General features: G+C 45.4%; 22 protein-coding genes. 12 read left to right on the forward strand and 10 right to left on the reverse strand.

The annotated features are described in order from the left end of the window. Nucleotides 1–122 precede the first annotated feature (122 nt). On the reverse strand, nt 123–2804 hold the full coding sequence (locus K1X61_09065) for a T9SS type A sorting domain-containing protein (protein ID MBX7108782.1): 2682 nt from the start codon (nt 2802–2804) through the stop codon (nt 123–125). 197 nt (nt 2805–3001) lie between these two features. On the opposite strand from K1X61_09065, the gene K1X61_09070 reads away from it, so the two are divergent. The 4 genes from K1X61_09070 to bshA all read left to right on the forward strand — a co-directional run bounded on the left by K1X61_09070 (nt 3002) and on the right by bshA (nt 8401). Further along, nucleotides 3002–4609, forward strand: coding sequence for a T9SS type A sorting domain-containing protein (locus K1X61_09070; protein MBX7108783.1), 1608 nt, complete (start codon nt 3002–3004; stop codon nt 4607–4609). 706 nt (nt 4610–5315) lie between these two features. Then, nucleotides 5316–6023 (forward strand): UMP kinase, encoded by a 708-nt coding sequence (gene pyrH / locus K1X61_09075; protein MBX7108784.1) that lies wholly within the window; start codon nt 5316–5318, stop codon nt 6021–6023. 19 nt (nt 6024–6042) lie between these two features. Then, nucleotides 6043–6903, forward strand: a complete 861-nt coding sequence (locus tag K1X61_09080) for a hypothetical protein (GenBank protein MBX7108785.1) — start codon at nt 6043–6045, stop codon at nt 6901–6903. A gap of 355 nt (nt 6904–7258) precedes the next feature. After that, nucleotides 7259–8401 (forward strand): N-acetyl-alpha-D-glucosaminyl L-malate synthase BshA, encoded by a 1143-nt coding sequence (gene bshA / locus K1X61_09085; protein ID MBX7108786.1) that lies wholly within the window; start codon nt 7259–7261, stop codon nt 8399–8401. Nucleotides 8402–8468: 67 nt separating this feature from the next. On the opposite strand, the gene K1X61_09090 is transcribed toward bshA, so the two are convergent. Next, nucleotides 8469–8843 carry a DUF3127 domain-containing protein gene (locus tag K1X61_09090; protein ID MBX7108787.1) on the reverse strand — a complete coding sequence of 125 codons (375 nt, stop codon included), beginning with the start codon at nt 8841–8843 and terminating at the stop codon, nt 8469–8471. A 247-nt stretch (nt 8844–9090) separates the two neighbouring features. Here K1X61_09090 and K1X61_09095 point away from each other — a divergent pair, with 247 nt between their 5' ends. Further along, the gene (locus K1X61_09095; protein MBX7108788.1) at nt 9091–9399 is read left to right on the forward strand and encodes an antibiotic biosynthesis monooxygenase; all 309 of its coding nucleotides are present in this window, start codon (nt 9091–9093) and stop codon (nt 9397–9399) included. 141 nt (nt 9400–9540) lie between these two features. On the opposite strand, the gene K1X61_09100 is transcribed toward K1X61_09095, so the two are convergent. Further along, nucleotides 9541–9873 (reverse strand): hypothetical protein, encoded by a 333-nt coding sequence (locus K1X61_09100; protein MBX7108789.1) that lies wholly within the window; start codon nt 9871–9873, stop codon nt 9541–9543. A 286-nt stretch (nt 9874–10159) separates the two neighbouring features. Between K1X61_09100 and K1X61_09105 the strand changes: the two genes are divergently transcribed. Together K1X61_09105 and K1X61_09110 are read left to right on the forward strand one after the other, a co-directional pair. Continuing rightward, on the forward strand, nt 10160–10744 hold the full coding sequence (locus K1X61_09105) for an RNA polymerase sigma factor (protein MBX7108790.1): 585 nt from the start codon (nt 10160–10162) through the stop codon (nt 10742–10744). Continuing rightward, nucleotides 10741–11247, forward strand: a complete 507-nt coding sequence (locus K1X61_09110) for a hypothetical protein (GenBank protein MBX7108791.1) — start codon at nt 10741–10743, stop codon at nt 11245–11247. Before K1X61_09105 ends, K1X61_09110 begins: the two co-directional genes overlap by 4 nt. 162 nt (nt 11248–11409) lie before the next feature. On the opposite strand, the gene K1X61_09115 is transcribed toward K1X61_09110, so the two are convergent. After that, complete coding sequence (locus K1X61_09115) at nt 11410–11868, reverse strand: DUF1569 domain-containing protein (protein ID MBX7108792.1); 459 nt, start codon at nt 11866–11868, stop codon at nt 11410–11412. 63 nt (nt 11869–11931) lie between these two features. Beyond that, the gene (locus K1X61_09120) at nt 11932–14511 is read right to left on the reverse strand and encodes a carbohydrate binding family 9 domain-containing protein (GenBank protein MBX7108793.1); all 2580 of its coding nucleotides are present in this window, start codon (nt 14509–14511) and stop codon (nt 11932–11934) included. Nucleotides 14512–14652: 141 nt separating this feature from the next. Here K1X61_09120 and K1X61_09125 point away from each other — a divergent pair, with 141 nt between their 5' ends. Continuing rightward, a complete protein-coding gene (locus K1X61_09125; protein MBX7108794.1) occupies nt 14653–16215 on the forward strand; it encodes a T9SS type A sorting domain-containing protein in 1563 nt (520 codons plus the stop codon). A gap of 131 nt (nt 16216–16346) precedes the next feature. On the opposite strand, the gene K1X61_09130 is transcribed toward K1X61_09125, so the two are convergent. The 4 genes from K1X61_09130 to K1X61_09145 form a co-directional block, all read right to left on the reverse strand. Next, nucleotides 16347–16829 (reverse strand): nuclear transport factor 2 family protein, encoded by a 483-nt coding sequence (locus K1X61_09130; protein ID MBX7108795.1) that lies wholly within the window; start codon nt 16827–16829, stop codon nt 16347–16349. Between the two features lie 244 nt (nt 16830–17073). Continuing rightward, entirely contained in the window at nt 17074–17484 is a 411-nt protein-coding gene (locus K1X61_09135) for a hypothetical protein (GenBank protein ID MBX7108796.1), read from the reverse strand. A gap of 125 nt (nt 17485–17609) precedes the next feature. Next, nucleotides 17610–18434: a phosphatase PAP2 family protein gene (locus K1X61_09140; protein ID MBX7108797.1), complete on the reverse strand. Its 825-nt coding sequence runs from the start codon at nt 18432–18434 to the stop codon at nt 17610–17612. 185 nt (nt 18435–18619) lie between these two features. Further along, nucleotides 18620–19120 carry an acetyl-CoA carboxylase biotin carboxyl carrier protein subunit gene (locus K1X61_09145; protein MBX7108798.1) on the reverse strand — a complete coding sequence of 167 codons (501 nt, stop codon included), beginning with the start codon at nt 19118–19120 and terminating at the stop codon, nt 18620–18622. A 275-nt stretch (nt 19121–19395) separates the two neighbouring features. On the opposite strand from K1X61_09145, the gene K1X61_09150 reads away from it, so the two are divergent. The 4 genes from K1X61_09150 to K1X61_09165 all read left to right on the forward strand — a co-directional run bounded on the left by K1X61_09150 (nt 19396) and on the right by K1X61_09165 (nt 26308). Then, nucleotides 19396–22089: a M1 family metallopeptidase gene (locus tag K1X61_09150; protein ID MBX7108799.1), complete on the forward strand. Its 2694-nt coding sequence runs from the start codon at nt 19396–19398 to the stop codon at nt 22087–22089. A 40-nt stretch (nt 22090–22129) separates the two neighbouring features. Beyond that, nucleotides 22130–22642 (forward strand): gamma carbonic anhydrase family protein, encoded by a 513-nt coding sequence (locus K1X61_09155; protein ID MBX7108800.1) that lies wholly within the window; start codon nt 22130–22132, stop codon nt 22640–22642. Nucleotides 22643–23594: 952 nt separating this feature from the next. Next, nucleotides 23595–24863 carry a kynureninase gene (kynU, locus tag K1X61_09160; protein MBX7108801.1) on the forward strand — a complete coding sequence of 423 codons (1269 nt, stop codon included), beginning with the start codon at nt 23595–23597 and terminating at the stop codon, nt 24861–24863. A gap of 107 nt (nt 24864–24970) precedes the next feature. Next, entirely contained in the window at nt 24971–26308 is a 1338-nt protein-coding gene (locus tag K1X61_09165) for an FAD-dependent monooxygenase (protein MBX7108802.1), read from the forward strand. Nucleotides 26309–26348: 40 nt separating this feature from the next. On the opposite strand, the gene scpB is transcribed toward K1X61_09165, so the two are convergent. Next, nucleotides 26349–26933, reverse strand: coding sequence for an SMC-Scp complex subunit ScpB (gene scpB, locus K1X61_09170; protein MBX7108803.1), 585 nt, complete (start codon nt 26931–26933; stop codon nt 26349–26351). Between the last annotated feature and the right edge of the window lie 6 nt (nt 26934–26939).

A 26939-nucleotide genomic window follows, 5' to 3' on the forward strand; every position in this document is an offset into this window, starting at 1 on the left:
TTAACTCCTTCCACCTGCATAATCAGTTGTCATACCCATGCTCTTTTGCGGACAATCATGCACGAAGGTTAATGAGTGGGCGTTCAAATCCTTCATTGGTTAATCCAAACCGTTGCGCCTTCCTATTGCTGCAAAATGATCCGTGATGTGTAAATTCCCTGTCGCGTGGTAACCCGTACAAAATATAGTCCATCGGTTGCCTCCTTATCGAAAGCGATTTGTTTCAGAAATTCTCCATTTGCAGCAACGATGTTTTCAATCATCATCACTTGCCCCAGTGCATTCATCACTTCAATGGTTACTGTCTGATTTTCTTCGTTCATAAACCTTACGACAAATTTTCCGCCTGAAGGATTGGGATAGACGCTGACCGCATTGTTGTCGCCCGTTTCTCCCGACAATTTGCAGGATTTCGTGACTACAATCTCCGGCGATGTCTTTTCACACCCATTGGCTTTGGTTACAATCACCTTGTAACCTGCGGCAACGGTGGCAGTAAATTGCTGGTTCGTTGCACCGTTGATCTTACTGCCGTTTTTCTTCCACTGATAAGATTGATTACTTCCTGAATTAGCCTGTAGCACTACCGAACCTGTTGCACAGATATCAAGACTGCCCTGCGGCGTGATGATGGCATCGGGCTTGCTCAATGTTTTGAGCGTAGTTGCCGGTGAAGTGGCACTACAACTAAAGGCGCCAGTGATCACAACGGTATAATCGCCTTTTGCGGCAGTCACGTAAGTGGATGCAGTTGCATTGTTTATCATGGCACCATTCTTCTTCCATTGATAGGAAAAACCGGTACCGGTGCTTGCTGTAAAAGTTACATCGGTTCCCTTGCAGACCTCCACGGTACCAGTCGGTGAAATAACTGCGGTGAGGGTATTTTCATCCGTAATTCCATTGCAATTATCATCTATTGCATTGCATTGTTCAGGTGCGCCGGGATGAATGGCTGCATTAGTATCATTACAATCGGTGTTATCCATTACAAATCCCTGATCGATGGCACAGGCAGTGAATCCTGTTAATGGATTGCCGAAGAGGTCATTGTCTTCATCTGAATAAACAGTTATTGATGGAGCGTACGTTGCTGAAATGGTATGCCCTTCTGTTACATTGTTAAATGTAAAACTGCTGATCTTACCTTGAGAAACGCCATCCACGAAAACCTCACTGATACAAAAGCCGGGATCAGGGGTAATGGTAAAGAGCTGTGTGTCACCATTTTCCACAAGGATGGCGCCATCCGGATAAATGATACCATTGACGCCTGAACTGGAGTTTATTAATTGGGGAGGTAGAATTTTCCATAGTTCATATCCGTTGACAGGATCAGCAGCGGCAAACAATAATACACCATTCAAATCAGTAATAAATTGAATTTCCAAACCACCCGGCCCGAGGTCAAAAGATTTTACTACGGCGGTGCCTGCCGTTGTGCCATCCGTCTTCCATAATGCATAATCGTAGATAGAATTCGTAGCTGAAAAAAACATTTTTTCTTTTCCATCCATGATAAAGTAAGGATAAGAGCTCGCTCCGCCCGCGTTAATATCCTTTAACCAATCGATCATATTATTTGCCTGACTAATCACCCAAGGCTCTCCTCCATTGAACGTAGTGCTGGCACTAAAAATCAGTGAACCGTTCACATTTCCCATGGAAGCAGGATAGGATGAGCCGACACCCGGTTCCAGGTCTGCAACGCTAGTGATGATGCCATCTGTATACCACAGTTCTCTTCCGTGCGCAGGTTCATAAGCATCAAAAAGCAGGGTTTGATTAAAGACTCCGATATAGTAAGGATTGCCGCTGTCTTTTCCCTGCCGGATGTCCTTCACCAAAACGGTGCCTGCTTCAGTAGCATCCGTTTTCCATAATTCAGTTCCAACCGCTGTATTTGTTGCCCTTAGGTAAAGTACACCGTTTAATTCTGTTAATAATTCTGGTGATGAGTCGAGTGATCCGGGATTTATATCCTTAATTAAGACTGTGCCGGTTGTTGTTCCGTCTGTTTTCCATAATTCTGTTCCATTGTTTCCATCTTGCGCACGGAAAATTATCAATCCGTTATAGTCTTTTAACAAGGTTGGAGATGAGCTGTACGATCCTGAAAAAATATCTTTGACTAAAACGGTGCCGGATGCTGTTCCGTCTGTTTTCCATAATTCTGTTCCGTTACTGAATGTTGTTGCGCCGAAAAGTGCAACACCATTCACTATCGCAATTGGATATGGATTGGAACTGCCGTTGCCAAAAAATACGTTGTAAATATCCTTTAGCAAAAAAGTGCCCTCAGTGGTGCCATTGGTTCTCCAGATTTCAGTTTGATGAAGTGCATCCTTCGCTTTAAAAAGTAACACACCATTAAGGACTGCAATCAAGGCAGGATCTGATCCGGTCGGGCCGATATAGATATCTTTTACAAGCACTGTTCCTGCTGCTGTTCCGTCTGTTTTCCACAATTCAGTTCCATTGACAGGATCTGTGGCTTTGAAAAAAACGATTCCGTTCAGTGTTCCGATATAAGAGGGGAATGAACTGCCGGAACCGGGATTAATATCTTTTATCAGAAAAGTGCCTGCGCTTGTTCCATCTGTTCTCCACAATTCGTTTCCATTCGCATCTTCAGCCGCAATAAGTGCTGTATCATTGATCTCTGCAAGGAAAGTAGGAAGCGAACTGCCTGTCCCGGGCAAAATATCCTTCACCAGTTGTGGTGTTTGCCCAAACAATGGAGCAGTGCTCAAATTAATTAAAATTAGGATGGCAAATTGTTTCATGGTACGCATGGTTTTCATATTCTGTTTTTTTTGAAAATGTATGTGTTGTATGTGGAATGAGTTTTTACGTGTGTTGTTTCCTCTTGTAGGTGCTGTACTTAATGGACGGCAAAAATAAGTGCGTGATCAGGTGATGACCATCCCCAAAATATGGGACAAAATCACACAGCCTTGGTATTAAGGGAATGTGCGGGTTTGTTTCGTTTCTTTATATAATGTTGCTTAAATGTCAAATTGCTTTTGCTATCGTTATAACTGCCATTTCAGCTTCTTTCGGACAGCAATGGGAATGGGTCAGAACAGGCACCAGTACAGAATGTGCGAGGGGTGATGGTATTACTGTCGATAACTTTGGCAATATCTACACCATAGGAGGATATCAAAACATTATTAAGTTTAATACAACAAGTCTCCTGAACGACGGACTACTGTATGACGACCTGTTCATTGTTAAGCACAACGCTTCCGGGGATCTGCTATGGGCAAAGAAAGCGGGTAGTCAGTCTGGCGATTACGGAACTGAAATAAAATACAGAGACGGCTTCATTTATCTCACCGGTAGTATCAATGAATCAGGAATAATTGATACGATACCTATGACTGATGTCCCGGGAGAAGGTTTCTTCTTTGCGAAGTTCACACTGGATGGAAATGTAGTTTGGGTAAAGCAATTTGGTGGGGATAGTACGTCCATTATCCCTGTTGATTTCTGTTTCAGCGATTCGGGTAGTGTAGCAATTACCGGATTTTACTGGAATAAATTTTCAACACCCTATGCAACATATTACAGCAATGGAGGAACTGATTTTTTTCTGATGCTGGTGGATTCATTTGGAAACATAAAGTGGACGCATGCTTCCGGTGGCTTTTTTGACGATTTTCTCAGGGGAGTTTGTGCCGATCAGGCCGGCAATATTTATGCTGTCGGATATTTCATAAATGATATTGTCCTGGATAGTATCGTGCTGGAATCGGACAACCAGGCCATTCTCCTGGTAAAATTCAATAGTCAGGGAAATTTAGAATGGGCCGATGTTATTGACGGAAGCTGGAATAATGAAGTCAGGGCATTAATGATACTGAATGATCAACTTTTTATTGGGGGATGTGCAGCGTACACTGCCCATTTTGATAGCATCGAACTATCCTTTGGAGACCAGCAGGGCGCTTTTATAGCTGAATATAATTTGAATGGTACCTGCGAATGGGCGAAGCAAATTCAATCCGGGTATAATGATAATATATATAGTCTTGAATCAACCGTTGACAATAACATTGCCTTTTGTGGAGTATTTGGAGATACACTGAATATCGGTTCTGATACACTAATAACCTTTGGCAATGAAGACATTTTAATAGGGAAGCTGGATACTGATGGGAATACTATTTGGACTTTGACAGCTGGCAGTTGGCTGAGCGACTACGCGTTTGATCTGGGGGTTGATGAATTTAACAATATTTATGTGACAGGAGATTTTTATGACCTGGCTTACTTCGGCGCTATTGAAGTGTCTTTTATGGAAGAGTGTTCAGATGCATTCATTGCCAAAATAAATGATTCACAGGTCAGCATCGAAGAAAGCAAGGTGGATGAGTTTCAGCTTTCAGTCTTTCCTAATCCGGCCTCACATTCAATACTGGTTGAAGTTAATAGTTTTGGTACCTTGACTATCATGAATTTTCTGGGGGAAGCATTTGTCATTGACAGGTACTTATCTGAAGGGAAATCAAGCATTGACATTTCGCATTTGCTGCCAGGAATATATTTCTTGGTTTTTAAATCCGTCAATGGTTGTAATGCAAAAAAACTTGTTGTTCAGTAATGCCTCGGCTGGCACACGCTGCAGCCGTATGGACTGAGTGCTGAAGGGAATGAGGACGAAAATGAAACGCAATGCCACGGAATGACCGCATGAGCGTAGCTACTCATGATTCGTGGTTGTTGGTGTAAGGGGAAAGAGCAAGGCTCTAAACAACCCGAAACGAAGAAGCTGCTGGCGGAGCCGGCAAATGGCGCATGGAGTGGAATGAAGGAAGAATGGATGAAGCGCTCCGGAGAACCTGGTAGGCTGCGGTGACGAGCAAGCTGCAGGAATCATGACAGCCTTGCAGAGAAAGATAAAAGGTGTGCGGTGGATGTTATGCCTTTGGAAACAGATGATTCATAACAATAAATGAAACGGGCCGGCATGATTTACTCCGGAATGGTACGTTGTATTATTTGTTGCACGCTTATTTTCTTGATTGCCGGTTGCACAATTGTTTGAAGAGCAGGCATAATTGAATTGACACCCTTTTTTTTTCGTAACTTCAGCTTGTTGCCTGCAGCAATCATTTGCATAAAAAAAAGAAGCCGTTTTGGCTTCTTAGCCGTCCTGTTTTTTTATGTTTGCATCGTTCAATTTACAAAGGCATCGCCATTGCCGGTTTTTATTCATCGGTGACCGTGGGCATAATGAACAAATAGACTGCATTGAAAGGCATTCTTTGATGCCATGATATATTACCCTTTTAAGCTACCCTTTACCTATGGTCAGATTCAAACGCATCATGCTCAAGCTCTCCGGCGAATCGCTGATGGGCAAACAGGACTTTGGCATTGATCCTGAGATGACGAACCTGTATGCAAGGGAAATAAAATCAGCGGTGGATGCCGGCATCCAGGTGGCTATTGTCATCGGTGGAGGCAATATTTACCGGGGCATGGATGCTGAAGAAGCAGGTATTGAACGGGCACAGGGCGATTATATGGGCATGCTTGCTACGGTGATGAATGGCATGGCCCTGCAAAGTGTATTGGAAAAATATGGTATCAAAACACGGCTGATGTCGGCTATCAAGATGGAGCAGATCTGCGAGCCTTATATCCGAAGGCGAGCCATACGCCATCTTGAAAAGGGAAGAGTGGTGATTTTTGGCGCCGGTACCGGTAATCCGTTTTTCACTACCGATACCGCGGCATCGCTCCGTGCCATTGAAACCGGCGCGGAGGTGCTGCTGAAAGGAACACGCGTTGACGGCATTTATACTGCAGATCCCGAGAAAGACCATACCGCTACCAAATACGATTCGCTTACCTTCCACGAAGTGTATGAAAGGAAGCTGAATGTGATGGATATGACTGCCTTTACCTTGTGCCGTGAAAACAACCTGCCTATCATCGTATTTGATATTAATGTTACCGGCAACCTGCTCCGTTTACTGAAAGGTGAAAAGATTGGTACCACCGTTTCCTGATTGCTGAGTATTTTGGCGCATGACTTTCAGGATCATTCAATGTATCACGCTGCTATTATTAATTGCTGCCGAAGCAACAGCAGGAGGGCCTTGGACTCAAAATAAAAGCGCCGGATATGCGCAACTTTCGTTCAGTAGTATCGCCACTCAGCAGTTGTATAACAACAATGGTGACTCCTATCAGCTCTACCGAAAAGTAACAGACAAAACGATTCAGGGATATTTTGAATATGGACTAACGGGTAAGCTGACCTTTCTCGCAACTACTTCTTTAAAATTTGTGGCTACGGGATCCGAAACATTTTCAGTGGATTCAGACATAGTGGATGTTCCATTTCCTTCCGGAAACCTGGCCGGACCCGGCAACATCAGTGCAGCCCTCAAATATAAACTGGTAGATACGGAATGGAAAATGGCGGCACAGTTCAGAACGGATGCGAACACACGCTCTGCAGATACACTGACCGGACTTCAAACAGGCTATGATTGCTGGAGTTACCAGCCGTCACTGCTGGCAGGAACCAGCGGTAAAGCATGGTATGCCTCTGTTTCAGCCGGCATAACTTTGCGCTCTAATCATCACAGTGAATCGTTCAACGCAACAGCAGAAGCCGGCTATGGTTTCTTCAAACAGAAAACTTATCTGATATTACTGTTGGATCTTGATAAATCATTTTTGAATGATTCCACACAACGTGCAGATTATTTAAAGACCGGATTGTATGTAAATAACCAGGAGTTTTTTGCGATTGGTATAAAAGTGAACCAGTCACTTGGAAAACACTGGAGTATCAATGGTAGTATACTGGGCGGAGCTTATGGAAACCTGGTTGCTGAAGCGCCTTCCTATAATCTGGGCGCAGCGTATAAGTGGCCATGATGCTTGCGTGCATCAAGCCATGCAAATACCCGTTAAGTTGGTTGTAACAATAGCAAATACAAATCAGGCCGTTTGCTGTTTACGGGGCTTATCTTATTGCCAAAATGAAAAAAGTGTGGCCCGCAAAGTTGTATTGGCAGCAGGGCAAATAATGTTCCGGCTATTGCAATAAGAAATCATGCAGCAGAAATGTTGTATGCCCTCAGTATGCTGCAAATAAAGACGGGGGAAACTTTTTGCTAACTTGCTATGTTACTTGCCATCTGGTCTGAAGGGTGCAATAAGGATTCAGTTTCATTCGTCATCAGCTGGTACTCATTCAACAACTCATTTCTTAACCTCGGTTTATAAAGCAATGAAAATCGGAATCGTCTGTTACCCAACCTATGGCGGAAGCGGTGTAGTGGCCACAGAACTGGGCAAAGCACTGGCACAAAAAGGCCATAAAATACATTTCATCACCTATCGCTCTCCGGCCCGGCTGGATTCTTTTGTAGAAAATGTTTTTTACCATGAAGTGAGCTTTGCCGATTATCCATTGTTTGAACGTGCACCGTATGAAACGGCGCTTTCGAGCAAGATTGTGGATGTTGCGAAATTTGAACAGCTCGACCTCCTGCACGTGCACTATGCGATTCCGCATGCCGCCACTGCGTATATGGCGAAACAGATCTTAAAGACGAAGGGTATTGACCTTCCATACATCACCACTCTGCACGGAACAGATATTACGCTGGTAGGAAAGGATCCGACGTATGCGCCTGTCGTTACGTTTTCCATCAATCAGTCCGATGGTGTCACCGCCGTTTCCGCCGACCTGAAAAACCAAACCTACCAGAATTTTCAGATCAGCACAAACATTGAAGTGATACCCAACTTTGTTGACCTCACCCGTTTCCGCAAAGCAAAGAAGGAGCATTTTAAAAAGGCCATTGCACCCAATGAAGAAAAGATTCTCATTCATACGTCCAACTTCAGGAAAGTAAAGCGGACACAAGATGTGGTGATGATATTTGAAAAAGTGCGGGAGAAGATTCCCTGTAAATTGTTGCTGGTAGGTGATGGGCCCGAGCGACAGAACCTGGAGATTCTTTGCCGCGATCTGCAAATCGCGGAAGATGTACGCTTCCTCGGCAAGCAGGATCCGGTGGAGGAATTGCTGGCGGTGAGTGATTTGTTTTTAATGCCTTCGGAAACCGAGAGCTTTGGCTTGGCAGCCCTGGAAGCCATGGCCTGTCAGGTGCCGGTGATATCCACCAACAGCGGTGGTATACCTGAGATTATGGTGCAGGGTGTTACCGGTTTTATGAGCGATGTCGGCGACATTGAAGCCATGGCCGGTCATGCCGTGGCCATCCTTTCTGATGAGGCAATGCACCATCAGTTCAAGCTGCAAGCCCTGGAACATGCCAGGCAATATGATATTAAAAAGATTCTGCCGCTGTATGAAGCTTATTACGAAAAAGTGCTTCAGCAATCAGCGATGATGGCAGGATAAATGAAAGACGTTGTAGCGGCCGTCAAGTAAATTCGCTGCATTATTGCCTTTGCTATTGCCTTGCCTTTTAGAATGGCAGGTCGTCCTTCATATCAGCAGGAGGTGCTTGGGTATAGTCGTTTACCTCACGGTCAGGCGGATAATCGGCCGCACCATTATTCCGGCCACCGCTAACAGGTTCCACTTTCCAGGCTTTTACATCATTATACCATTTGCCGTTGTACTCCCGTGATTCAATATTGATGGCCACCTTCAGTTCATCGCCGGGTTTTAATTGCTTCAGGATTTCCGCTTTGTCATTCCAGCAGACGATACACACTTTTTTGGGAAACTGATCCTGTGTTTCTATTACAAAATTCTGTTTTGTCCAGGGACCGTTCTGACCCTGCCCGGTTTGTTCCGGCATTACCTGAACTAATTTTCCGGTGATTTCTAAAGCCATGTGAAATGTTATTGGTTGTAAAAATAATTACTGCTGCTGCGCTTGCATTGCTGCTGCCGCTCCCTGATGTTATCGCCTCTTGCTGTAAAAAGAATGCAATTTATTCACTGTCGGGCAGCGTCAGACAATCGCTCAAAGATACCGAATATTCGAAGTGATTTCCACGCAAGGAAATTTAACAGAGCAAATAAAATTTATTGGCCTGATGTGGCTAATTTCGTGTCATCGCTTTCTAAATAATGAAAACATGATTACCCGATTAGTCAAACTGACGCTGCAACCCGATAAGATTGAAGATTTTCTTGAGATATTTAAAGAGGTGAAACAAACCATCGCCTCATTTGATGGCTGCCACCATGTGGAGTTGTTACAGGACCTGCATTTTCCGCATATATTCTTCACGTACAGCACCTGGGAGGATGAGCACTTTCTCGATCATTACCGGTTTTCCGATTTCTTCAAGTCCACATGGACACGCTCCAAACTTTTATTCTCTGAAAAGGCGGAAGCATGGAGTGTGGGACTGATTGAACGGGCGCAGTCCGATCATTTTTGAATGAAGAAGCAATAGCCGTCAGCAAAGAGCCATGCTGCAGGAAAAACGTTGGCTATAATGCAAAAGGGTTTGGGCCTACTGACCCAAACCCTTTTTTTCAACAGTACTTTTGCAAAGAAAGGCTTTTACAAAGCAGGGCTTTTACTGATCCTGCGGTGCCTTCTTCTCAAAAAAGTAACTCACAATCAAGCCCAGGCCGCCAAAGATGCCGATGGATCCAAAGTAAATGGGAACCGCTTCACCCTGCATGGTATGCAACACGAAGGTGGTCAGCCAGTAGGCGATCACTAAGCCAAGGCCGACACCCAGCAGTACCAGGCCCCACTTCAATGAAGTCAGCGGACTGTTGGGTCTTCTGCGGCGCAGGCCCGGATCCATGCCTTTTTCAATCATCGACATACGTTCTTTGTTTTCGAAATAGCGAAGGCCAAAAACCATGGCGAAAACACCAAGCGGAACTAAAATGGGAATCATTACCGGATCCATAATTAAAGAGATTTGAGGTTAAAAAAGTTGTTTGCTTTTGTTATGCAGCATATGACAACCGTTTTTACCGGCAGGTTACAGCCTTTTTCAAAAAAAATGCGCACCTGCCGCAGAAATGCAACATTCCATCGCCGATCTGTCTATGGTGCCGGCGAAATCTATGATTGATAAGGAAGGTTTATGGCAGCATATCAACCTGTACGGTGTCAAATCCTTATCTTTCAGCAGCAGGGTGTAACCTGTCTGCGAATGGTGTTGTCTAATCGTTTAGTTCATGAGAGATAACCAAACCGACTTAGAACTTATCGACCAGGTGCTGGCGGGGACAGCATCGGCATTTGCGGAATTGGTGAACCGTCATCAGCGCTATGTTTTTTCGCTGGCGCTTCGTTTTACCAAAAGCCGTGAGGATGCGGAAGAAATTGCGCAGGATTGTTTTGTGAAAGCGTACCGTTCAATGGCAGCATTTCAGCGCACGTCAAAATTTACGACGTGGTTGTATGGTATTGTGTACCACACTTCAATGACTTTCCTGCGGAAAAAAAGACTGGATGTTCAATCGATTGACGATGAAGCAACTTATGTACAAGTGGAAGATACGGCGTCGGATATGAAAGCCAGCCTGGTGGAAGAAAAGTCGAGGGCGGAATACCTGGAAAAAGCGATCGGGCTGTTATTGCCGGATGATGCCGTTATACTAACTTTGTTTTACAGGGGGGAACAATCGCTGGAGGAAATTGCGGCGGCCACCGGATATGAAGCAAACACCGTGAAAGTAAAATTACACCGCGCCCGGCAACGGCTGCGCGATAAGCTGGAATTGATTTTAAAACATGAAGTTAAAGACCTGGTAAGATGATGAACATGGAAGATCGTATCTGGGATTACATAGACGGCCTTTCTTCTCCTGAAGAACGCGCCATCATGGAACGATTGCTGCAGTCAGATCCTGCGGTTAAAAGCAGGTATGATGAGTTGTTGATTTTACAGCAACAACTTAAGGCTGTTGAATTGGATGAGCCATCAATGGGTTTTCGAAACCGGGTGATGGAACAGGTGTTGGCCGGCCCGCATCCCGTAGCTTTAAAAACGAGGGTGGATAACAGGATTATTTACATCATTGCAGCATTCTTTGTTTGCACCATTGGCGGAATGCTTGCTTATACTATCTATAAAATGGACTGGAGCGGCAGCGCTTCCGGGTTTGAACTTCCCAGGGTGGCGTTGCCGGTGGTGAACTGGTCCTTCCTGGAAAATCCGTCTTTCACATTATTCTTCCTGTCGATGAATGTAGTGCTCGGCCTGTTGCTGATCGATAAGATAGTGACGGCGAGAAGAAAGCATGCCGCAGATAAAGGCTAAACAGTTTATTCCAACAACATTTTAAACTGCATCCGGCAGCGGCTGAATAGTATCCGCCCGGCTTCGATTTTTGTGCAATCTGTTTCAAAATGTCTATGGTCATGCCGAAATAAATTCGGCATGAACGCATTAATTGCCTGTTTTGATATAGCCTCTGCAATGCTAAACTCCAAACTGCCGTAAGTGATGATCCAGGTGATTGGCCGTGAGTCGTCCCCATTCCCAGGCAGATAGTTTCCCGAACAAAGGATGCCGGGTGAGGGAACCGTCCATAGGTGTTGCATGCAGCTTTTCCAGCAGTTGAAGCAAAAGCTGCAGATCATGGCCGAAACCGGTCACCGGTGTTCCCGTGCCTTCCAGCTGATTGAATTCGATATCCGTCGGCGAGTTTTTCGGAAAAGGCATTACATAAAAGAGCAACCACTTTAAGATGGTGCGGTAGAAAATATTTCCGGCGTCTTTATACTGTCGCAGGCCTAATGCACCCCTTACCGGATCACTGACATGACAGATCATCTGGTTCACATTCATCCTGCCCCATTGCCGCTTTGCATCCGGCCGCAGTTGGCCGATGCGGGCAATGATTTCTTCATAATCTTTTTGGTAGAGAATGTTTTGCATGACGGTTGTTTTAGCGTTTGTCCTGCTTTATATAAAAGCAAATGCCTGAAAGCATGAAGCTGTTCATTTTACACCGCGTTTCACATCCTGGTAGTCGAGGTAATATTTGATGCGTACGGAGATGTTATTGTTGCGCGGGAAATCAAAAGTATGATCGAGGTTTTTGATAAAGTTTAAGGTGGCCTGATCATCAAATCCAATGATGGAATTTTTCCAGACCAGGTTGATTTCACTGCCGGGAAGGAACCACCAGGTGAAATTCAGATCAATATTCCATGCATTGAAGTTATAGTCATTGCTTTCATCATAACCTGTTGTTCCCAGTGAGCCGTCCTGCTCCAGCGTATAATACTGATCGTATATTCCTTTCTGAGAGTAGTACCTTAATTTTAATCCTACCGACATATTACTGTTAAAGATATAATTGCCGCTGAGGTTGGTATCATATTCCTTGATGTCTCTCCGTCCAAAAATGATATTGCCTGTATCATCCGTATCCACAAATCCAACATCATTGTAATACAAATGTGTTTCGTTCTGCGGAACAAGCAGCACCTTGTCGCCGATGCGGATGCGGGGCGTTACCTGCCACCGGTACTTGATGCGTCCTTGTTCATTCCAGATGGCAGGGCCGCCTTCGATATCAAGCGCAATGTGCTTGCGGTAATCGGTGCTGATACCTGCGCCCAACTCATAGATGGCAGGCATCGCATAATAACGGTCTTCAGCGCGTGGCTCATAATAGTCATGCTCGCCAAAGGGCGCGGCAAAGTAATAAGCGAAGAAACCAAGGTATTTCCCGGTAAGCATAAAGGTGCTGCCGTCAAAGGTGGCACCTGTGTAGGCTCCATCACTGTTGCGGTAGCCGTATGCCAGTGTGTTTTCGCTGTGCAATTCAAGAAATTTACCAAATGGCTTATAGATGTCGTACCGCAGAATCGCCTCTTCAGTATTCTGATTCCTGATAGTCAGGTAACCCAGGTCATTGGGATCATAGTTTTTGCTGATGGCAAGGTGAGAAAGATCATAAGTGAAGTTGCCTGAGATTTTTTTGAAGGAAAGGCGATACAGGTAGCCATTGCTGAAATCGATATCATCGTTGTCAGTGCTTTTGTTCATCAGTGTACTGACGGCAAGGTAACCGAAGCCGGCATAGTGTTGTTTTTTATCGGCGATGAAAGACATCACATTGGCTACATTGGCATTTCTGCCTTTGGCATCCCGCAGCACATTGGTGTTGGTAAAAGTCAGGTAACTATTATTCTTCAGGCCCTGATCAAGCACCAGCACATTAAAGTTCGTCAGCGGATCATATAACACCTCTTTTGTTTCTCCGTCGCTGCCGGTAGCTGTTGCATAAGTATTTCCTGTTATGGCATTAAATACGCCGATTCCCAGTCCATGCCGGTTTCGCCCGGAAATCTTGGTTGCATTCAACAGGCGCGTATTGATTGGCGGATTGTCTACTGTTACAGTAGTGTCGTTGTGTGTGCTGTAATAATCGGAGACAAAACCGATACGCCGCGAGTAGAACAATTCCGCTTTCGTAAACAATTCTGTTCCTTCCGTAAAGAAGGATCGGTTTTCATCGTACTGCACTTCCAGCGCCGAAAGGTTATAAATAATGTTGTCGGATTGCACCTGCCCGAAATCCGGTATCAGTGTGGCATCCAGTGTGAAGCTTTCATTGATGCCCCATTTCAGATCCATGCCGCCTTTAAAATCAAGATCACTGCTGGAGATATTGTTGAGCTTATCGCGGAAAAAATTGGCGTATACAGTTGCATAGGGCGAGAGGGACAGCCGCAACGGTGGTTCGATATCCGAGACGCCCGTCAAAGGTTGAAACTGCGATACGATTCCGTTTTCTTCGGGATTAATGCCCGCGGAATGATATTCGTATCGCGTGCTGCGGACGATGCGATAAAAGTCTATGGTCCAGTCCTGCACCGCTACTTTTGGAAAGCGCAAAGCCGAATAAGGGATTTTCATTTCCGCATACCAGCCATCAGGGGCGATATATACCTTGCTTTCCCACACGGCATCCCAGGAAAAATCGTCGTCGCTGTTGAGGATCAGCTTAAAATCACCCTGTACATTTCGCGGTGTAACACCGAAGCCCAGTGCATTCTGCCCGTCATGATAGGTATCAAATGCGAATGCGATGGCATCTGTTGATGAAAAGATATCGTCGCGTTCGGTAAGTTGCAGCCAGATGCTATCGGGTGTCATAAAACATTTTGCGGCAACGTACATGGCATCGTTGTCATACACTACCGTTACTTCCGTACGGTTTTTTGCAGGTGCTCCGAATGCAGGCACGGCTTCCACAAAATCAGTGTATGGCACACCGGATTTCCAGCAATCATCATTTAACAGCCCGTCAATCTTGGGTGCTTCGCTGATGCGTATAGCAACCACAGTTTTCCTGTTCTGTGCCTTTGCCGCAGCCGTCGGCAAACAGACCAATGCAATGCAAAGCAGAAAAATATTATTCAGGGTCATGCAGGAAGTGACAAAGTTAGTTTTTTCGCAATCAGTGGGCTGTGGTGCAAATGCGTGGAGACCGGGCACATTGATACTTTTTTCATTACGATATCGTTCATACCATCCTGTTCTCAGCGTATCATGAAAGAGCAGCATTGCCAGGTCCATTATGAGCGCCGGGCTGCAAGAGATTTGGTGATTAAGTCGCTTACAGTAACTTTAAGCTGTGGTTAATACACAATCAAACAGGGATTAATTTCTTCAGACATGATCTTGATGCGTATTTCAATGGTCCTCATGATAGTGCTTCAGTTTGTTATGCTGCCCTTTGCCGAGGCGCAGGAAGTGGTGCGGTGTGCTACGCAACAGGTGCTGGAACAATACGAAATGCAGCAGCCGGGCACTAAACAGGATGTGGAAGAAACTGCCCTGGCAGCACGCGAATGGATAAAAAATAATCCTGGCGGAACACGGGATGTTGTTACGATACCGGTAGTGGTGCATGTGATTTATAAAACAAGCTCACAGAATATATCAGACAAGCAGGTTCAGTCACAGATTGATGTGTTGAATGAAGATTTTATGATGAGCAATCCGGATACTTCAAAAATACCGGAAGCCTTCAGGCCGATGGCAGCCAACAGCCAGATTCAGTTTTGCCTTGCCGCGTATGATCCTGACGGCGATTCCACCAGCGGCATTGTCCGTACTAATACCACAGTGAGTTTATTCACGACGGGTGACAGCATGAAGTTTACTGCCAAAGGTGGCGATGATGCCTGGCCTGCGAAGCATTATCTCAATATATGGACCTGCAACCTCGGCGGCGGTGTGTTGGGCTATGCCACGTTGCCGCAGAGCAATTCGGGCAATTCCAAAACCGACGGCGTGGTAATTCTCTATCGTGCTTTTGGGAGGGAAGGCACCGTCGTGTATCCATATAACCAGGGAAGAACCTGCAGCCATGAAGTGGGGCACTGGTTTGGGCTTACGCATGTTTGGGGTGATGACAACGGAACCTGCAGCGGCAGTGACAATATCGCTGACACACCCAACCAGGCAGATGCCAATTTCGGATGCCCTTCGTATCCGCTAACCGATAACTGTTCGCCCGTTGAGCCCGGCGTTATGTTCATGAACTATATGGATTATACAGATGACCGGTGCATGTATATGTTTACCAAAGGGCAGGTCGCGGTGATGAACGCTACCCTCAACGGCACCCGCAAGAGCATCCTGAGTTCACCTGCCGGTTGCCAGGGTGTTTATTTTGCGAATGATGCCGCGGTGTCAAAAATCACCCATGCAGCGGATACGATCAGCTTTCTTTCCTTCAAGCCGCAGGTACAACTGACCAACCGTGGCTCAGACATACTGACCAATGCCACTATCTATTACCAGGTAGACGGACAGGATCCGGCCAAAAAAATTTTTACCGGAAGCCTGGCCACCGGTGAATCGGAACTGATTACGTTTGATGAATTGTATTTCACCAGTGAAGGTGATCATGTTGCCACCGCCTGGAGCACGATGCCCAACAATCAAACGGATCAGTTTATCTTTAATGATACGGCTACCAATAGTTTTTCCGTGATCAGTTCAATCGCGAAAAATACATTCACCGTTTCGCCAAGCCTGACAGCAGGCCCGGTTACATTGTTTATTCAAAATCCGGCAGCGGGCGATATGGATTTACGGGTGATAAATATGCTCGGACAGGTGATGCAGCATCACTTTGTTTCACTCGATTCGCAATCTACGCTTAACATCGATTTGTCTGACCTCGCTCCTGGTGTTTATGTCCTGTTTTCTAAAATAGGCTATGATTACGTGCGTAATAAGATAGTAATAGAGCGATAACCTTTGTGTTCTTCGTGAATGCCTTTGTGCTCTTTGTGGTTCATTTTTCTCCTTTAACCACAAAGGACACAAAGCACCAATACTTTTAGCAGTATAACCTTTTTCATTCAACGGGAACAGCGCTTGCAGGTTTAGCGATATTCAGGATGTGCTTCGATAAACTTGTGCAAAGCAATGCCCGCTTTTTTCCTGATCTTATTTTGGAAGAAGTTGCTCCAGCCAAGTAAAATTCCGGTAATGCCCAAAGCCATGCGGGTCCACTTCCACAGATCAAATTGGTCGGTGTGACGGAAAATTTTACCATCACGGAACTCAAAGACTGCATGAATGATGTTCACTACTTTTCGTCCACTGCCTGAGAAAGTATAAGCCGCTTCCCAATAGCAGGTGCCCGTATCTCCGGCTGCTTTCACATCACGCCAGGTGAGCTGAAGGTCGCTGCCATTGGCAATCAGCATATGCCACATGGCATTTGCTTCCTTCCCTTTGAGTTGCTGAAAAACAGGATCGGAAAATACTACCTGCTCATGATAACAGGTTTGCATGGTACGGAAGTCACGGGCCTGAAATGCACGGTAAAACTGATCTATAACTAAAGCGTTGTCAGGAGGCATATCAGCGGAGTTTGGAGAAAGTCAGCTTGCCGTTTCAGCTTGCTGAGTTTCCGGATGGAAAGATACAATCAATGTACAAAACGAAATGTTGCGCATTGTAAAGCAGCATTTCTGAAACCGGAAAAAAACTCCGGTGGAAGGAATGATGTGCCAAAAGCATGATATCGTTACGCAATACGGCAACGATAAAAAGCAATCCGCCGGCCTCATCAGCCGGCGGAGTTCCCGGAGTTAAATTGTAACATCAGCGGCTGCTGATGAGTCCTGCACCGTCTTTTTCGAGAATGAGCGTGGTAATGCCATGCATACCATTCATGTCAATCGTCTTTAAGCGGTAATAAAGTATCATGCCCGGTTGGAGTAATGTTTCCCGGTCACATACTTTATAGTGTGCGCCAACGGCATATCGGTTTTTCGCGGGTACCATGGCCATCATCTCATAGTTTACACCATCCAGGGAACGTTCAAGTACGAAGCAATGGATATTTTTTTCGCGCTCTGTATCCCATTCAATGGTCACCTCATCATCCGTAACGTTCGTTTGTATTTTTACCACCGCCTCATTAGTGATAGCATTCTTAATGGTTTGTGCTGATGATGGCTGAACGGTAATGGCCATAATCAACAGGATCGAAAGGCATAATTGATGTTTCATCTTATTGGATTTTATGTTACCTAATACAGCTGTAAAAATATCCAGGGGCAGGAACGTCAACAAGTCCACGAAAGGGGGACAACAGGCTGCTGTGCGGCGTGATTGAACATTAATAGGCTGCTGTTTCAGAAGGCATAACTCAGGTACAAACCTTTGCCGTTGCCAAGCATTGGGGCAATGCTGAGCCTGTCGCCGTGATCAATGCGGTGCAGTTGCGGAATCAGGTAACCAATACCGGCACCCACCACGTAACCCGTCACTACATCGCTCGGAAAATGTTTACCGGCCTTATACCTGGCAAGGCCGATAAATGCAGGAAAAGTTACTGCAACGGTCCATACAACAGGGGTAAGCTTTGAATGCGGGTGAAAATCATTGAATATTTTGGCGCCGCAGAATGATGCGCAGGCCGATATGCTGGTATGGCCGCTGAAGAAAGACTCTTTTACGTTGGATGCCGTGCGTTCTTCAATGGTGAAGTCCTGTGTGTTGTAGGTCAGCGGACGCCGCCTGCTGACAAGCCCGGAGGTCAGGTTATAAGCACCCGAACCGATTGCTATGGTTTCGACATACAACAAAATCGTGGTCACGGCATTGTCGTTGATGCGCCCATCTGCAAGTGATAGAAGCGGAAGAGCCATTGCAGCATATAAAGCGTAGTTGCTGGCATTCAGGTAAGCAGCGTTTGATTGTTTGACAGCACTTAAATCGAAGGAAGGAATTTTATCAGTATTGGTGTCGGTAAGCGCCTGCTGCGTGGTAAATGGTGTTTTGCCGGTTCGTGCCAGCAACCCTCCCAGGTTCATTACCACTCCCGTAGTAAAATAGGCGAGTTCTTTGTTCACCTTCAGTTCGTATGGGTTATAGGAATTCTGTGCTTCACAGGCAGGCATCGTAGCAAACAGCACGAGTATCAACAACGGCACATCCAAGATAATTTTACGGTTCATGCTGATCTTCACGCAAGTGATGTAATGGTTAATGAGCCCTTTGGTTTTTGCCGGTGTCCGGCATGAGTGCTGTTAAACATATGACGGAAGCGGTAATGTAAGCTTGCTTGCATATCTAAAACAATCTCAATGTTGACCTATAATGTAGTCTGAGCTTTCAGAGCAAGGAAGTGCTTTGTGGCAGGTTATTTCAGTTCTACCAGCACCTGATTTTTTTCTACTGCGTCTTTGGCAACCACCTTTATGGCTTTCACGATGCCGGCTCCCGGAGATTTAATAACATTTTCCATTTTCATGGCTTCCAGAATCAGCACGGAATCACCTTCCTTTATTTCCTGGTCAACCTGCACCATGACTTTTAACACTAATCCCGGCATAGGAGCTTTTATGTTATTCACCTTATGTACAGCTGTTCCTTCCATGCCCAGTTCTTTCAGCAAGGCATCAAACCGGTCTTTCACCTTTACCTGGTAGATATGCCCGTTCACGCGAATGGTAAAGGTCTTTTTTTCCTTTACCGACTGCAGCACTTCACAGGTAAAAGAGCGGTTATCTTTCACGATGTGAAAACGCCGGTTACCAATGGAAATCTTATCCCAGGTGCCTTGCTTGCCGTCTATCGTGAAATCGTTGCCGGTTAGTTCGATTTCCCTTTCTTTATCCTGATCGACTGTTACCTTGTACATGAATGTTATTTTTTTGACCGTTTGGTCATACAAAGCAAATGATAAAATTGATAATTGCGTACGCGGCAACAAGATTAATCCGGCTTAGTCCAACCGGTGCCGGCAACAAGGTGTCATGCCAGGGCAATGAAGCATCCGATGTCAGGCCGGGATATCATAACCGGTATTGGCTGTCACCGTTTAATCCTATTTTTGTTTCGTATCATGTTTCATTACCGCAAAGGTGACACAGCAAACGGCCTGCTGAATAGCCCGGATAATTTAATTCAATGACGATGAAAAAAATTCTTATCTATTGTAGCCTGTTGCTGCTCGCTACGGGTGTAATCAGTTGTTCTGTGAAGCAAAGGATGTCCGCTTCCGATATCTCCAATGCCGATACCACAGCGCTTGATGATCCTTATGCACTAGATCCTTCGGATAGCTTGTCCTACGAGTTCAGTGATGATGCCATTGTGGTTACCCCGCAGGTTTACCGCTCTTCACACACGATTATTAATGACCTTATTCATACGAAGCTGGATGTCAGCTTCGACTGGAGCAAAACACAACTCAACGGAAAAGCCTGGATTACGCTTTCTCCTCATTTTTATGCAACGGATTCATTGTGGCTCGATGCGAAGGGTTTTGATTTACATAAACTGGAGCTCGTGCGCAAGCAAGGCAACATACCGCTGCAATACACGCACGATTCGACGGGCATCAATGTTAAGCTGGACAAGACGTATGAAGACGATGATCAGTACACTGTTTACATTGACTATACCGCGAAACCCAATGAGCTGAAGGTGAAAGGGTCGGCAGCCATTACCGATGCAAAAGGATTATACTTTATTAATCCGGACGGAAAAGATCCTGATAAGCCGCGGCAACTCTGGACACATGGTGAAACGGAAAGTAACTCCTGCTGGTTTCCGACGATTGACAAGCCGAATATGAAAATGACAACGGAATTATCGATGACGGTGGAAAAAGGATTTGTTACCCTTTCTAACGGATTAATGATTTCTTCAAAGGATAATGCAGATGGAACGCATACCGATACCTGGAAACTCGACCTCCCTTATGCACCTTATCTTGTGATGATGGCGGCCGGACCGTTTGCCGTTATCAAAGATCACTGGAAGAATATGGAAGTCAACTACTACGTTGATAAAAAATATGCGCCATATGCGCAGGCGATTTTTGGCAATACGCCGGAGATGATTGATTTCTTTTCCAGCCTGCTCGGCGTGCCTTATCCCTGGCCTAAGTATTCGCAGGTGGTGGTGCACGACTACATTTCCGGTGCCATGGAAAATGTAAGCGCCACTTTGATGTATGAAGACATGCATCAGACAACAAGAGAAATGATTGACGGCAATAAGGAAGATATCATTTCACATGAATTATTTCATCAGTGGTTTGGCGACCTTGTAACCTGTGAATCATGGTCCAATATTCCGCTGAATGAATCCTTTGCTACCTATGGAGAATACCTGTGGATGGAACATCAATACGGAAAGGATGAAGCAGACAATCATCTTAATGACGATCTTGAATTATACCTCTATATGTCGCGGCTGGGCAATGAGCCGCTCATCAGGTATGATTATAAGGACAAGGAAGATATTTTTGATCCTATCAGCTATCAGAAGGGCGGAAGAGTGCTTCACCTGCTGCGAAGCTATGTGGGTGATGAAGCCTTCTTCCGTGCTTTGAATAAATATCTCACCGCGCATCGCTTCGGAACCGTTGAAGTGGCACAACTGCGGCTGGCTTTTGAAGAAGTCACCGGCCAGGATTTAAACTGGTTTTTCAATCAGTGGTTTTTCTCGGCAGGGCATCCGGTGCTGGATATCAGTTACCAATATGACGCTGATGCAAAAAAGGAAACCGTTACCGTTCAGCAGGTGCAAGACACCAATGATGGTACACCGGTCTTCAGGTTACCGGTTGATATTGATGTTTATGAAGGCGGAAACGTAACACGTTATGCAAAAGTGATCACAGATGCCATGCAGGAATTTTCCTTTTCCTGCCAAACGCCTCCCGACCTTGTAAATGTGGATGCCGGCAAGGCACTGATTTGTGAAAAGACGGATAATAAATCTGACTCCGCTTTTGCCTTTCAGCTGGAGCATGCGCCGCTCTTCATGGACCGCCATGAATCCATCAGCTATTTCGCGCAGCATGCCGCCAGTCCATTGTATGAACAGGTTTTGCTGATGGGAATGAACGACCGCGATGCCGCGATACGCAGGCTATCCGTGGAAAGCATTCCTCCCGACATGGCAGCACAGGACCAATCTGTTTTTGCAAATAAAATAAAGGAACTGGCAATGCACGATTCAAGCTCATTAGTGCGTGCTGCCGCTTTAGAGAACATAGCCGGATGGCAGGATACATCAGTCACCGGTGTGCTGGAAAACGCATTGCGCGACAGTTCATTCCTCGTCATCTCCACTGCATTAAAAGCAATGGTGGAGGTTGATTCCATGAAAGCTTACAAGGCGGCCGTAATGCTGGAGAAGGACTCATCGGAGCAGGTGAGAGACGGATTGGAGACTGTTTATGCCAGGATGGGCGGACCTGAAAAGAATGATTTCTTTATGTCACGCCTGAGCGGCAGCGATGTATCTTACTATTCCACTGTGAACTACGGGCAGTTCCTCGCCCGGTGGTCTACTGACACAGCAGTTATTGAAAAAGCATTGCCGCTCCTCTATGAGATATCGGCAAATAACGCGCGATGGTATGTGCGGCTGGCAGCTACCAATGCGCTTGAAAATGTGTATTCGGCCATGGATCAGCAGAAAGAAACCGCTACCAATATGCTGATGCGTGATGAATTGAGCGCTGATGAAAAACAGCAACTGATGACCGGACTTGACTGGATTAATATTCAAATGGCAGACCTGGAAAAAAGAGTCGGCGCCATTAAAGCGGCTGAAACCAATGAACACCTGAAAATGATTTACGGCCGTTGAAACTGTATTCACTGCAAATGAAAAACATCTCAGATCTGATATGGCAATCATCAAATCCATCAATGGCATTGAGCCGCAGTTTGGCAAAAACTGTTTCCTTGCCGAAAATGCTGTAGTAGCTGGTGATGTAATCACGGGCGATGACTGCACCATCTGGTTCAATGCCGTTGTGCGTGGCGATGTGCACTTTATCCGCATTGGCAACAAGGTGAATATACAGGATGGCGCAATAATTCATTGCACCTATCAGAAAGCCAGCACAACCATTGGCAACAATGTCTCCATCGGCCATGGTGCCATTGTGCACGGCTGTACGCTGGAAGATAATGTGGTGGTGGGAATGGGCGCTATCGTAATGGATCATGCCGTAGTGGAAAAAAATTCGCTGATCGCGGCAGGATCCGTAGTGCTTGAAAATACCCGCGTGGAATCAGGCAGCATTTATGCAGGTGTCCCGGCTAAAAAAGTGAAAGAACTCTCACCGGAACATTTTGAACAGATCAATATGCGCATTGCCAATAATTATGTGATGTATGCGGAATGGTTTAAATAACCGGGCTGGTATAGCGAAGTGATTTGAAATTGAATGGATCTAAGGGCAACCAAATTTTTCCGGACTTTCAAATCTTAACTCATGTGAATTGAGTGCACCTGCTTTAACACATAAAACAATCAAGCAATACTTAGATGCTGAACGTGAAGCAACATTCAAGAGTGAATACTATCAGGGAGAAATATCTGGCATGTCAGGATAGAACTGGTACCACCTGCAAACCCTTAATTACTTCTTGCACAAACAATTGATTATTTTAGAAAGACACATTCAGATACTGACAACACTAACCATAAAATTCAAAAATCGTAAACAGGCGATGCTGGCAAAAGAGTTTGCAGAAGATGTAAGCGGCGCGGAGGAAATCAATTTTTCAGAGGACAAGAAAAAGAATGGTGCCGGTAAGGATGAGCATTTTTTTAAGGTATATGGTGTTACAGAAAAGGAATTTTAGGATCGCTTCCGCCTGGCGGAAGAAGATATTCAACATGGAAGAGTTTATTCTGTTGAAGAAGTTATGAAGCGTATAAAGGAGCGGCATGCAAAGGACCGTAGAAAAATATGAGGTAGTTATTACTGCTTTTGCCGAAGGCGCAATCCGGCAAATTTATAAGTACATTAAGGAAAGGGTTTCTCAGGAATTCGCTGCAAAGTATGAAGAGTGAATCGTGAATGAAACGCTGAATTTTCAAAACTCTTACTTATTGCCGGAATGCCCTGAACTAACTACCCGAAAGAAAGTTTACAGATACATAGTTTTTGGCAACTATAGAATTATCGGTAAAATTGTCAATACGAGGGATTACGGCCTTGATGGTTTCCATACCAAAGGAAATCCGACTCAATTGCGCAAGCTGCGGCATTTAAAAGTATAATTGTCACAGTATTCCGAAAGTTATCCTCAATTTTCCGTTTATCCTCCGATATTTGATTCTTCAATTTTTGATATACTATGAAGTTTGAAAATACGCAGGCCTTTGCGCAACAACTTGATGCTACTGATGCGCTCCGGAAATTCTGTGATCAGTTCCATATCCCCGAAATCAACGGTAAACGAGTGATTTATTTAGCAGGTAATTCGTTGGGATTGCTGCCTAAGAAAGCACGCGATTATGCAGAACAGGAATTTTTGGACTGGCAGCATCATGGTGTGGAAGCACACTTCCATGCAAAGAATCCATGGTTGTACTATCATCACTTTTGCGAAGAAGCATTGGCAAAAATTGTCGGAGCTGATAAAAATGAAGTAGTTGCCATGGGCTCACTTACTGCCAACCTGCATTTATTGATGGTCTCATTTTATCGCCCGACGAAAACACGTTATAAGATCATGATGGAAGCGAATGCTTTTCCATCGGATCAGTATGCGATGGAAACGCAGGTGCGCTATCATGGTCTTGACCCTGATGATGCAGTAATTGAAATGAAGCCGCGCGAAGGTGAATTCACTTTGCGGACGGAAGATATTTTGCAGGCAATCAAAGACAATGCAGATCAGCTTGCTACAATCATGTTTGGTGGTGTCAATTATCTGAGTGGTCAGTTGTTTGATATGAAAGCCATTACAGAAGCCGGTCATGCAGCAGGTGCAATGGTTGGATTTGATCTTGCGCATACGGTGGGAAATGTCCCGGTGAAGCTGCACGAATGGCAAGTTGATTTTGCCTGTTGGTGCAGTTATAAATACCTGAACAGCGGCCCTGGCGGTGTGGCCGGAATATTTGTGCATGAAAAACATGGCAACAATTCTGAGCTGCCACGCTTTGCCGGTTGGTGGGGCAACGAGGAAGCGACGCGTTTCAAAATGGAAAAAGGATTTCATCCGCAAGCCGGAGCAGCCGGCTGGCAGGTGAGTAATGCACCGGTTTTCCCGATGGCCATTCATCGGGCATCACTGGAGCTGTATGATGAAGCCGGTATGGGAAATCTCAGAAATAAAAGCTTACAGCTTACCGCATACCTTGAGTTTATTATTGACGACTTCAATAATAATCATCCTTCAAAAACATTACAGATCATCACGCCAAAAGATCCTGCCTGGCGCGGTTGTCAGTTGTCTTTGATTGCATCCGCTAATGGAAAAGAGATTTTCAATCGCTTAACGGAAGCCTGCGTGATTACAGACTGGCGTGAACCGAATGTAATTCGTATGGCGCCGGTGCCTTTATACAATAGTTTTGAAGACGTTTGGAATGTCGGCAGAGTACTTCGGGAATTATGAGTAAAAATTTGCACCCTGCTGCATGATCCTTAAAATTTTTTTCAACGGTATCCTCTCTGGGTGAAATCCAATAACGCGATCTTGAAAACTTCTCTTAGTTTCATACTATGACAAAACAAATAACCATCCTCGGCGCCGGGCTCGTCGGTTCACTGCTGGCAGTGCTGCTGGCGAAAAGGGGCAACCATGTTACCATTTATGAACGCCGCCCTGACATGCGAAGGGAAAAAATTCAGGCAGGCCGTTCCATCAATTTGGCATTAAGCGACCGCGGATGGAAAGGCCTGCAGGCGGCAGGACTGGAAGCGGCAATCCGTAAGATTGCCATTCCCATGCACAGCAGGATGATTCATGCTGTGGACGGTACCGCCAATGAGCAGCCATATGGCAAAGAAGGACAGGCCATTTATTCTGTTTCACGCGGTGCACTGAATATGGCGCTGATGGACCTGGCCGAAGCGCAGACCGGTGTAAAAATTTATTTCAACCAGCGCGCTGAATCTATAGACCTTGAAAAGCCGGAGGTGAAATTTGACGCACACAGTGCGCAGCCCTATGCGGAAAGCGATCTGATTTTCGGCGCGGATGGCGCTTACTCTGCCTTGCGGCATACCATGCAGTTTCTCGACCGGTTCAATTTATCGCAATCCTATATTGAACATGGTTATAAAGAACTAACCATACCTGCCGGGCAGGACGGTACACATCAGCTATACAAAAATTCCCTGCACATCTGGCCGAGAAAAAATTTCATGCTGATTGCACTGCCCAACCTCGACGGAAGTTTTACCTGCACTTTGTTCTTTCAGTTTGACGGCCCTGTTTCTTTTTCAGCGCTAAAAACAGGCGAAGACATCGAAAACTTTTTCCGCACCTATTTCCCCGATGTGCTCCCGCTGATGCCAACCTATAAAGAAGATTTCGCACACAACCCGACTGCTTCCCTCGTCACGGTGCGTTGTTTTCCCTGGAGCTATAAAGACAAAGCCTGCCTGATTGGCGATGCGGCACATGCCATTGTTCCTTTCTTCGGGCAGGGCATGAACTGCGGGTTTGAAGATTGCACGGTGCTGCATGAATTGATGGATTACTATGCAGATGACTGGAGCAAGATTCTTCCGGCCTTTGAACAATCAAGAAAACCGAATGCTGATGCTATCGCGGAATTGGCACTGAATAACTTCATTGAGATGCGTGACCTGGTAGCTGATCCGCATTTCCTGCACAAGAAAAAAATAGAGAAGCTGATTGCTGCCGCTTACCCTGATCGTTTTATTTCGCCGTACCAGATGGTTTCGTTTTCCAATATTCCATATGCAGAGGCACTGCAAAAGGGACAGGCTATCCATGAGGTAACGGAAATACTGACGCGCATGGAGCACCCGGAAGAAGAAATTCATTCACCCGAAATGCAACGGCTTATTCAGCCGATACTCTTCGGGTGATAATGTTTTAGCGGGAAAAAAAATTTTCGGGAAACTTTTATCAATTGTCCGAAGGCGAACCAATCACATTGTCAGTTGGCTGTTCCAGGTCTTTTAACTTCGGGAGGTCATTCACGGAGTTGATACCAAAATAATTCATGAAGAAGGTACTGACGCCATACAGCAGCGGCTTTCCCACTTCCTCGCTTCTGCCGATGATCGCAATAAGTTCTTTCTCCAGCAGTTTCTGAATCGTGTAATCGCAGTTTACGCCCCTGATACGTTCAATATCCGGTTTGGAAATCGGCTGACGATAAGCAATGATGGCCAGTGTTTCCAGCGAGTTGGTGGAAAGTCTTTTGTTCAGCTTGCTTTTTAAGAACTCGCTGACGGTTGGCTGATAAGCCGGTTTGGTCAGAAACTGATAGCCACCGGCAATGGGAACCATCTCGAAGGCGAAATCACCGTCGTGGTATTTCTGTACGAGTGCCTCTACATGTGATTCAATTTCATCCTTGCTGAGCTCGAGTCCCACGAGGCGAATAAGACATTCCTGTAAATCTTTGATGGAAATAGGTTGCTCGGCAACAAAGATCAATGCTTCAATATGTGATTGTATTCCTTCCAAGACTGTTATGTTTCGCACAAATAT

The organism is Chitinophagales bacterium, assembly GCA_019694975.1.
Taxonomy (GTDB): domain Bacteria; phylum Bacteroidota; class Bacteroidia; order Chitinophagales; family UBA10324; genus JACCZZ01.

Coding starts and splice junctions, on each gene's coding strand:
- bshA (MBX7108786.1), top strand. CDS start 7,259: ATGAAAATCGGAATCGTCTGTTACCCAACCTATGGCGGAAGCGGTGTA.
- K1X61_09120 (MBX7108793.1), bottom strand. CDS start 14,511: ATGCTGCTCTTTCATGATACGCTGAGAACAGGATGGTATGAACGATAT.
- K1X61_09110 (MBX7108791.1), top strand. CDS start 10,741: ATGATGAACATGGAAGATCGTATCTGGGATTACATAGACGGCCTTTCT.
- K1X61_09105 (MBX7108790.1), top strand. CDS start 10,160: ATGAGAGATAACCAAACCGACTTAGAACTTATCGACCAGGTGCTGGCG.
- K1X61_09125 (MBX7108794.1), top strand. CDS start 14,653: ATGATAGTGCTTCAGTTTGTTATGCTGCCCTTTGCCGAGGCGCAGGAA.
- K1X61_09100 (MBX7108789.1), bottom strand. CDS start 9,873: ATGATTCCCATTTTAGTTCCGCTTGGTGTTTTCGCCATGGTTTTTGGC.
- K1X61_09065 (MBX7108782.1), bottom strand. CDS start 2,804: ATGAAAACCATGCGTACCATGAAACAATTTGCCATCCTAATTTTAATT.
- K1X61_09135 (MBX7108796.1), bottom strand. CDS start 17,484: ATGAAACATCAATTATGCCTTTCGATCCTGTTGATTATGGCCATTACC.
- K1X61_09070 (MBX7108783.1), top strand. CDS start 3,002: ATGTTGCTTAAATGTCAAATTGCTTTTGCTATCGTTATAACTGCCATT.
- K1X61_09155 (MBX7108800.1), top strand. CDS start 22,130: ATGGCAATCATCAAATCCATCAATGGCATTGAGCCGCAGTTTGGCAAA.
- K1X61_09130 (MBX7108795.1), bottom strand. CDS start 16,829: ATGCCTCCTGACAACGCTTTAGTTATAGATCAGTTTTACCGTGCATTT.
- K1X61_09095 (MBX7108788.1), top strand. CDS start 9,091: ATGATTACCCGATTAGTCAAACTGACGCTGCAACCCGATAAGATTGAA.
- K1X61_09140 (MBX7108797.1), bottom strand. CDS start 18,434: ATGAACCGTAAAATTATCTTGGATGTGCCGTTGTTGATACTCGTGCTG.
- K1X61_09115 (MBX7108792.1), bottom strand. CDS start 11,868: ATGCAAAACATTCTCTACCAAAAAGATTATGAAGAAATCATTGCCCGC.
- K1X61_09090 (MBX7108787.1), bottom strand. CDS start 8,843: ATGGCTTTAGAAATCACCGGAAAATTAGTTCAGGTAATGCCGGAACAA.
- K1X61_09150 (MBX7108799.1), top strand. CDS start 19,396: ATGAAAAAAATTCTTATCTATTGTAGCCTGTTGCTGCTCGCTACGGGT.
- kynU (MBX7108801.1), top strand. CDS start 23,595: ATGAAGTTTGAAAATACGCAGGCCTTTGCGCAACAACTTGATGCTACT.
- K1X61_09080 (MBX7108785.1), top strand. CDS start 6,043: ATGACTTTCAGGATCATTCAATGTATCACGCTGCTATTATTAATTGCT.
- pyrH (MBX7108784.1), top strand. CDS start 5,316: ATGGTCAGATTCAAACGCATCATGCTCAAGCTCTCCGGCGAATCGCTG.
- K1X61_09165 (MBX7108802.1), top strand. CDS start 24,971: ATGACAAAACAAATAACCATCCTCGGCGCCGGGCTCGTCGGTTCACTG.
- K1X61_09145 (MBX7108798.1), bottom strand. CDS start 19,120: ATGTACAAGGTAACAGTCGATCAGGATAAAGAAAGGGAAATCGAACTA.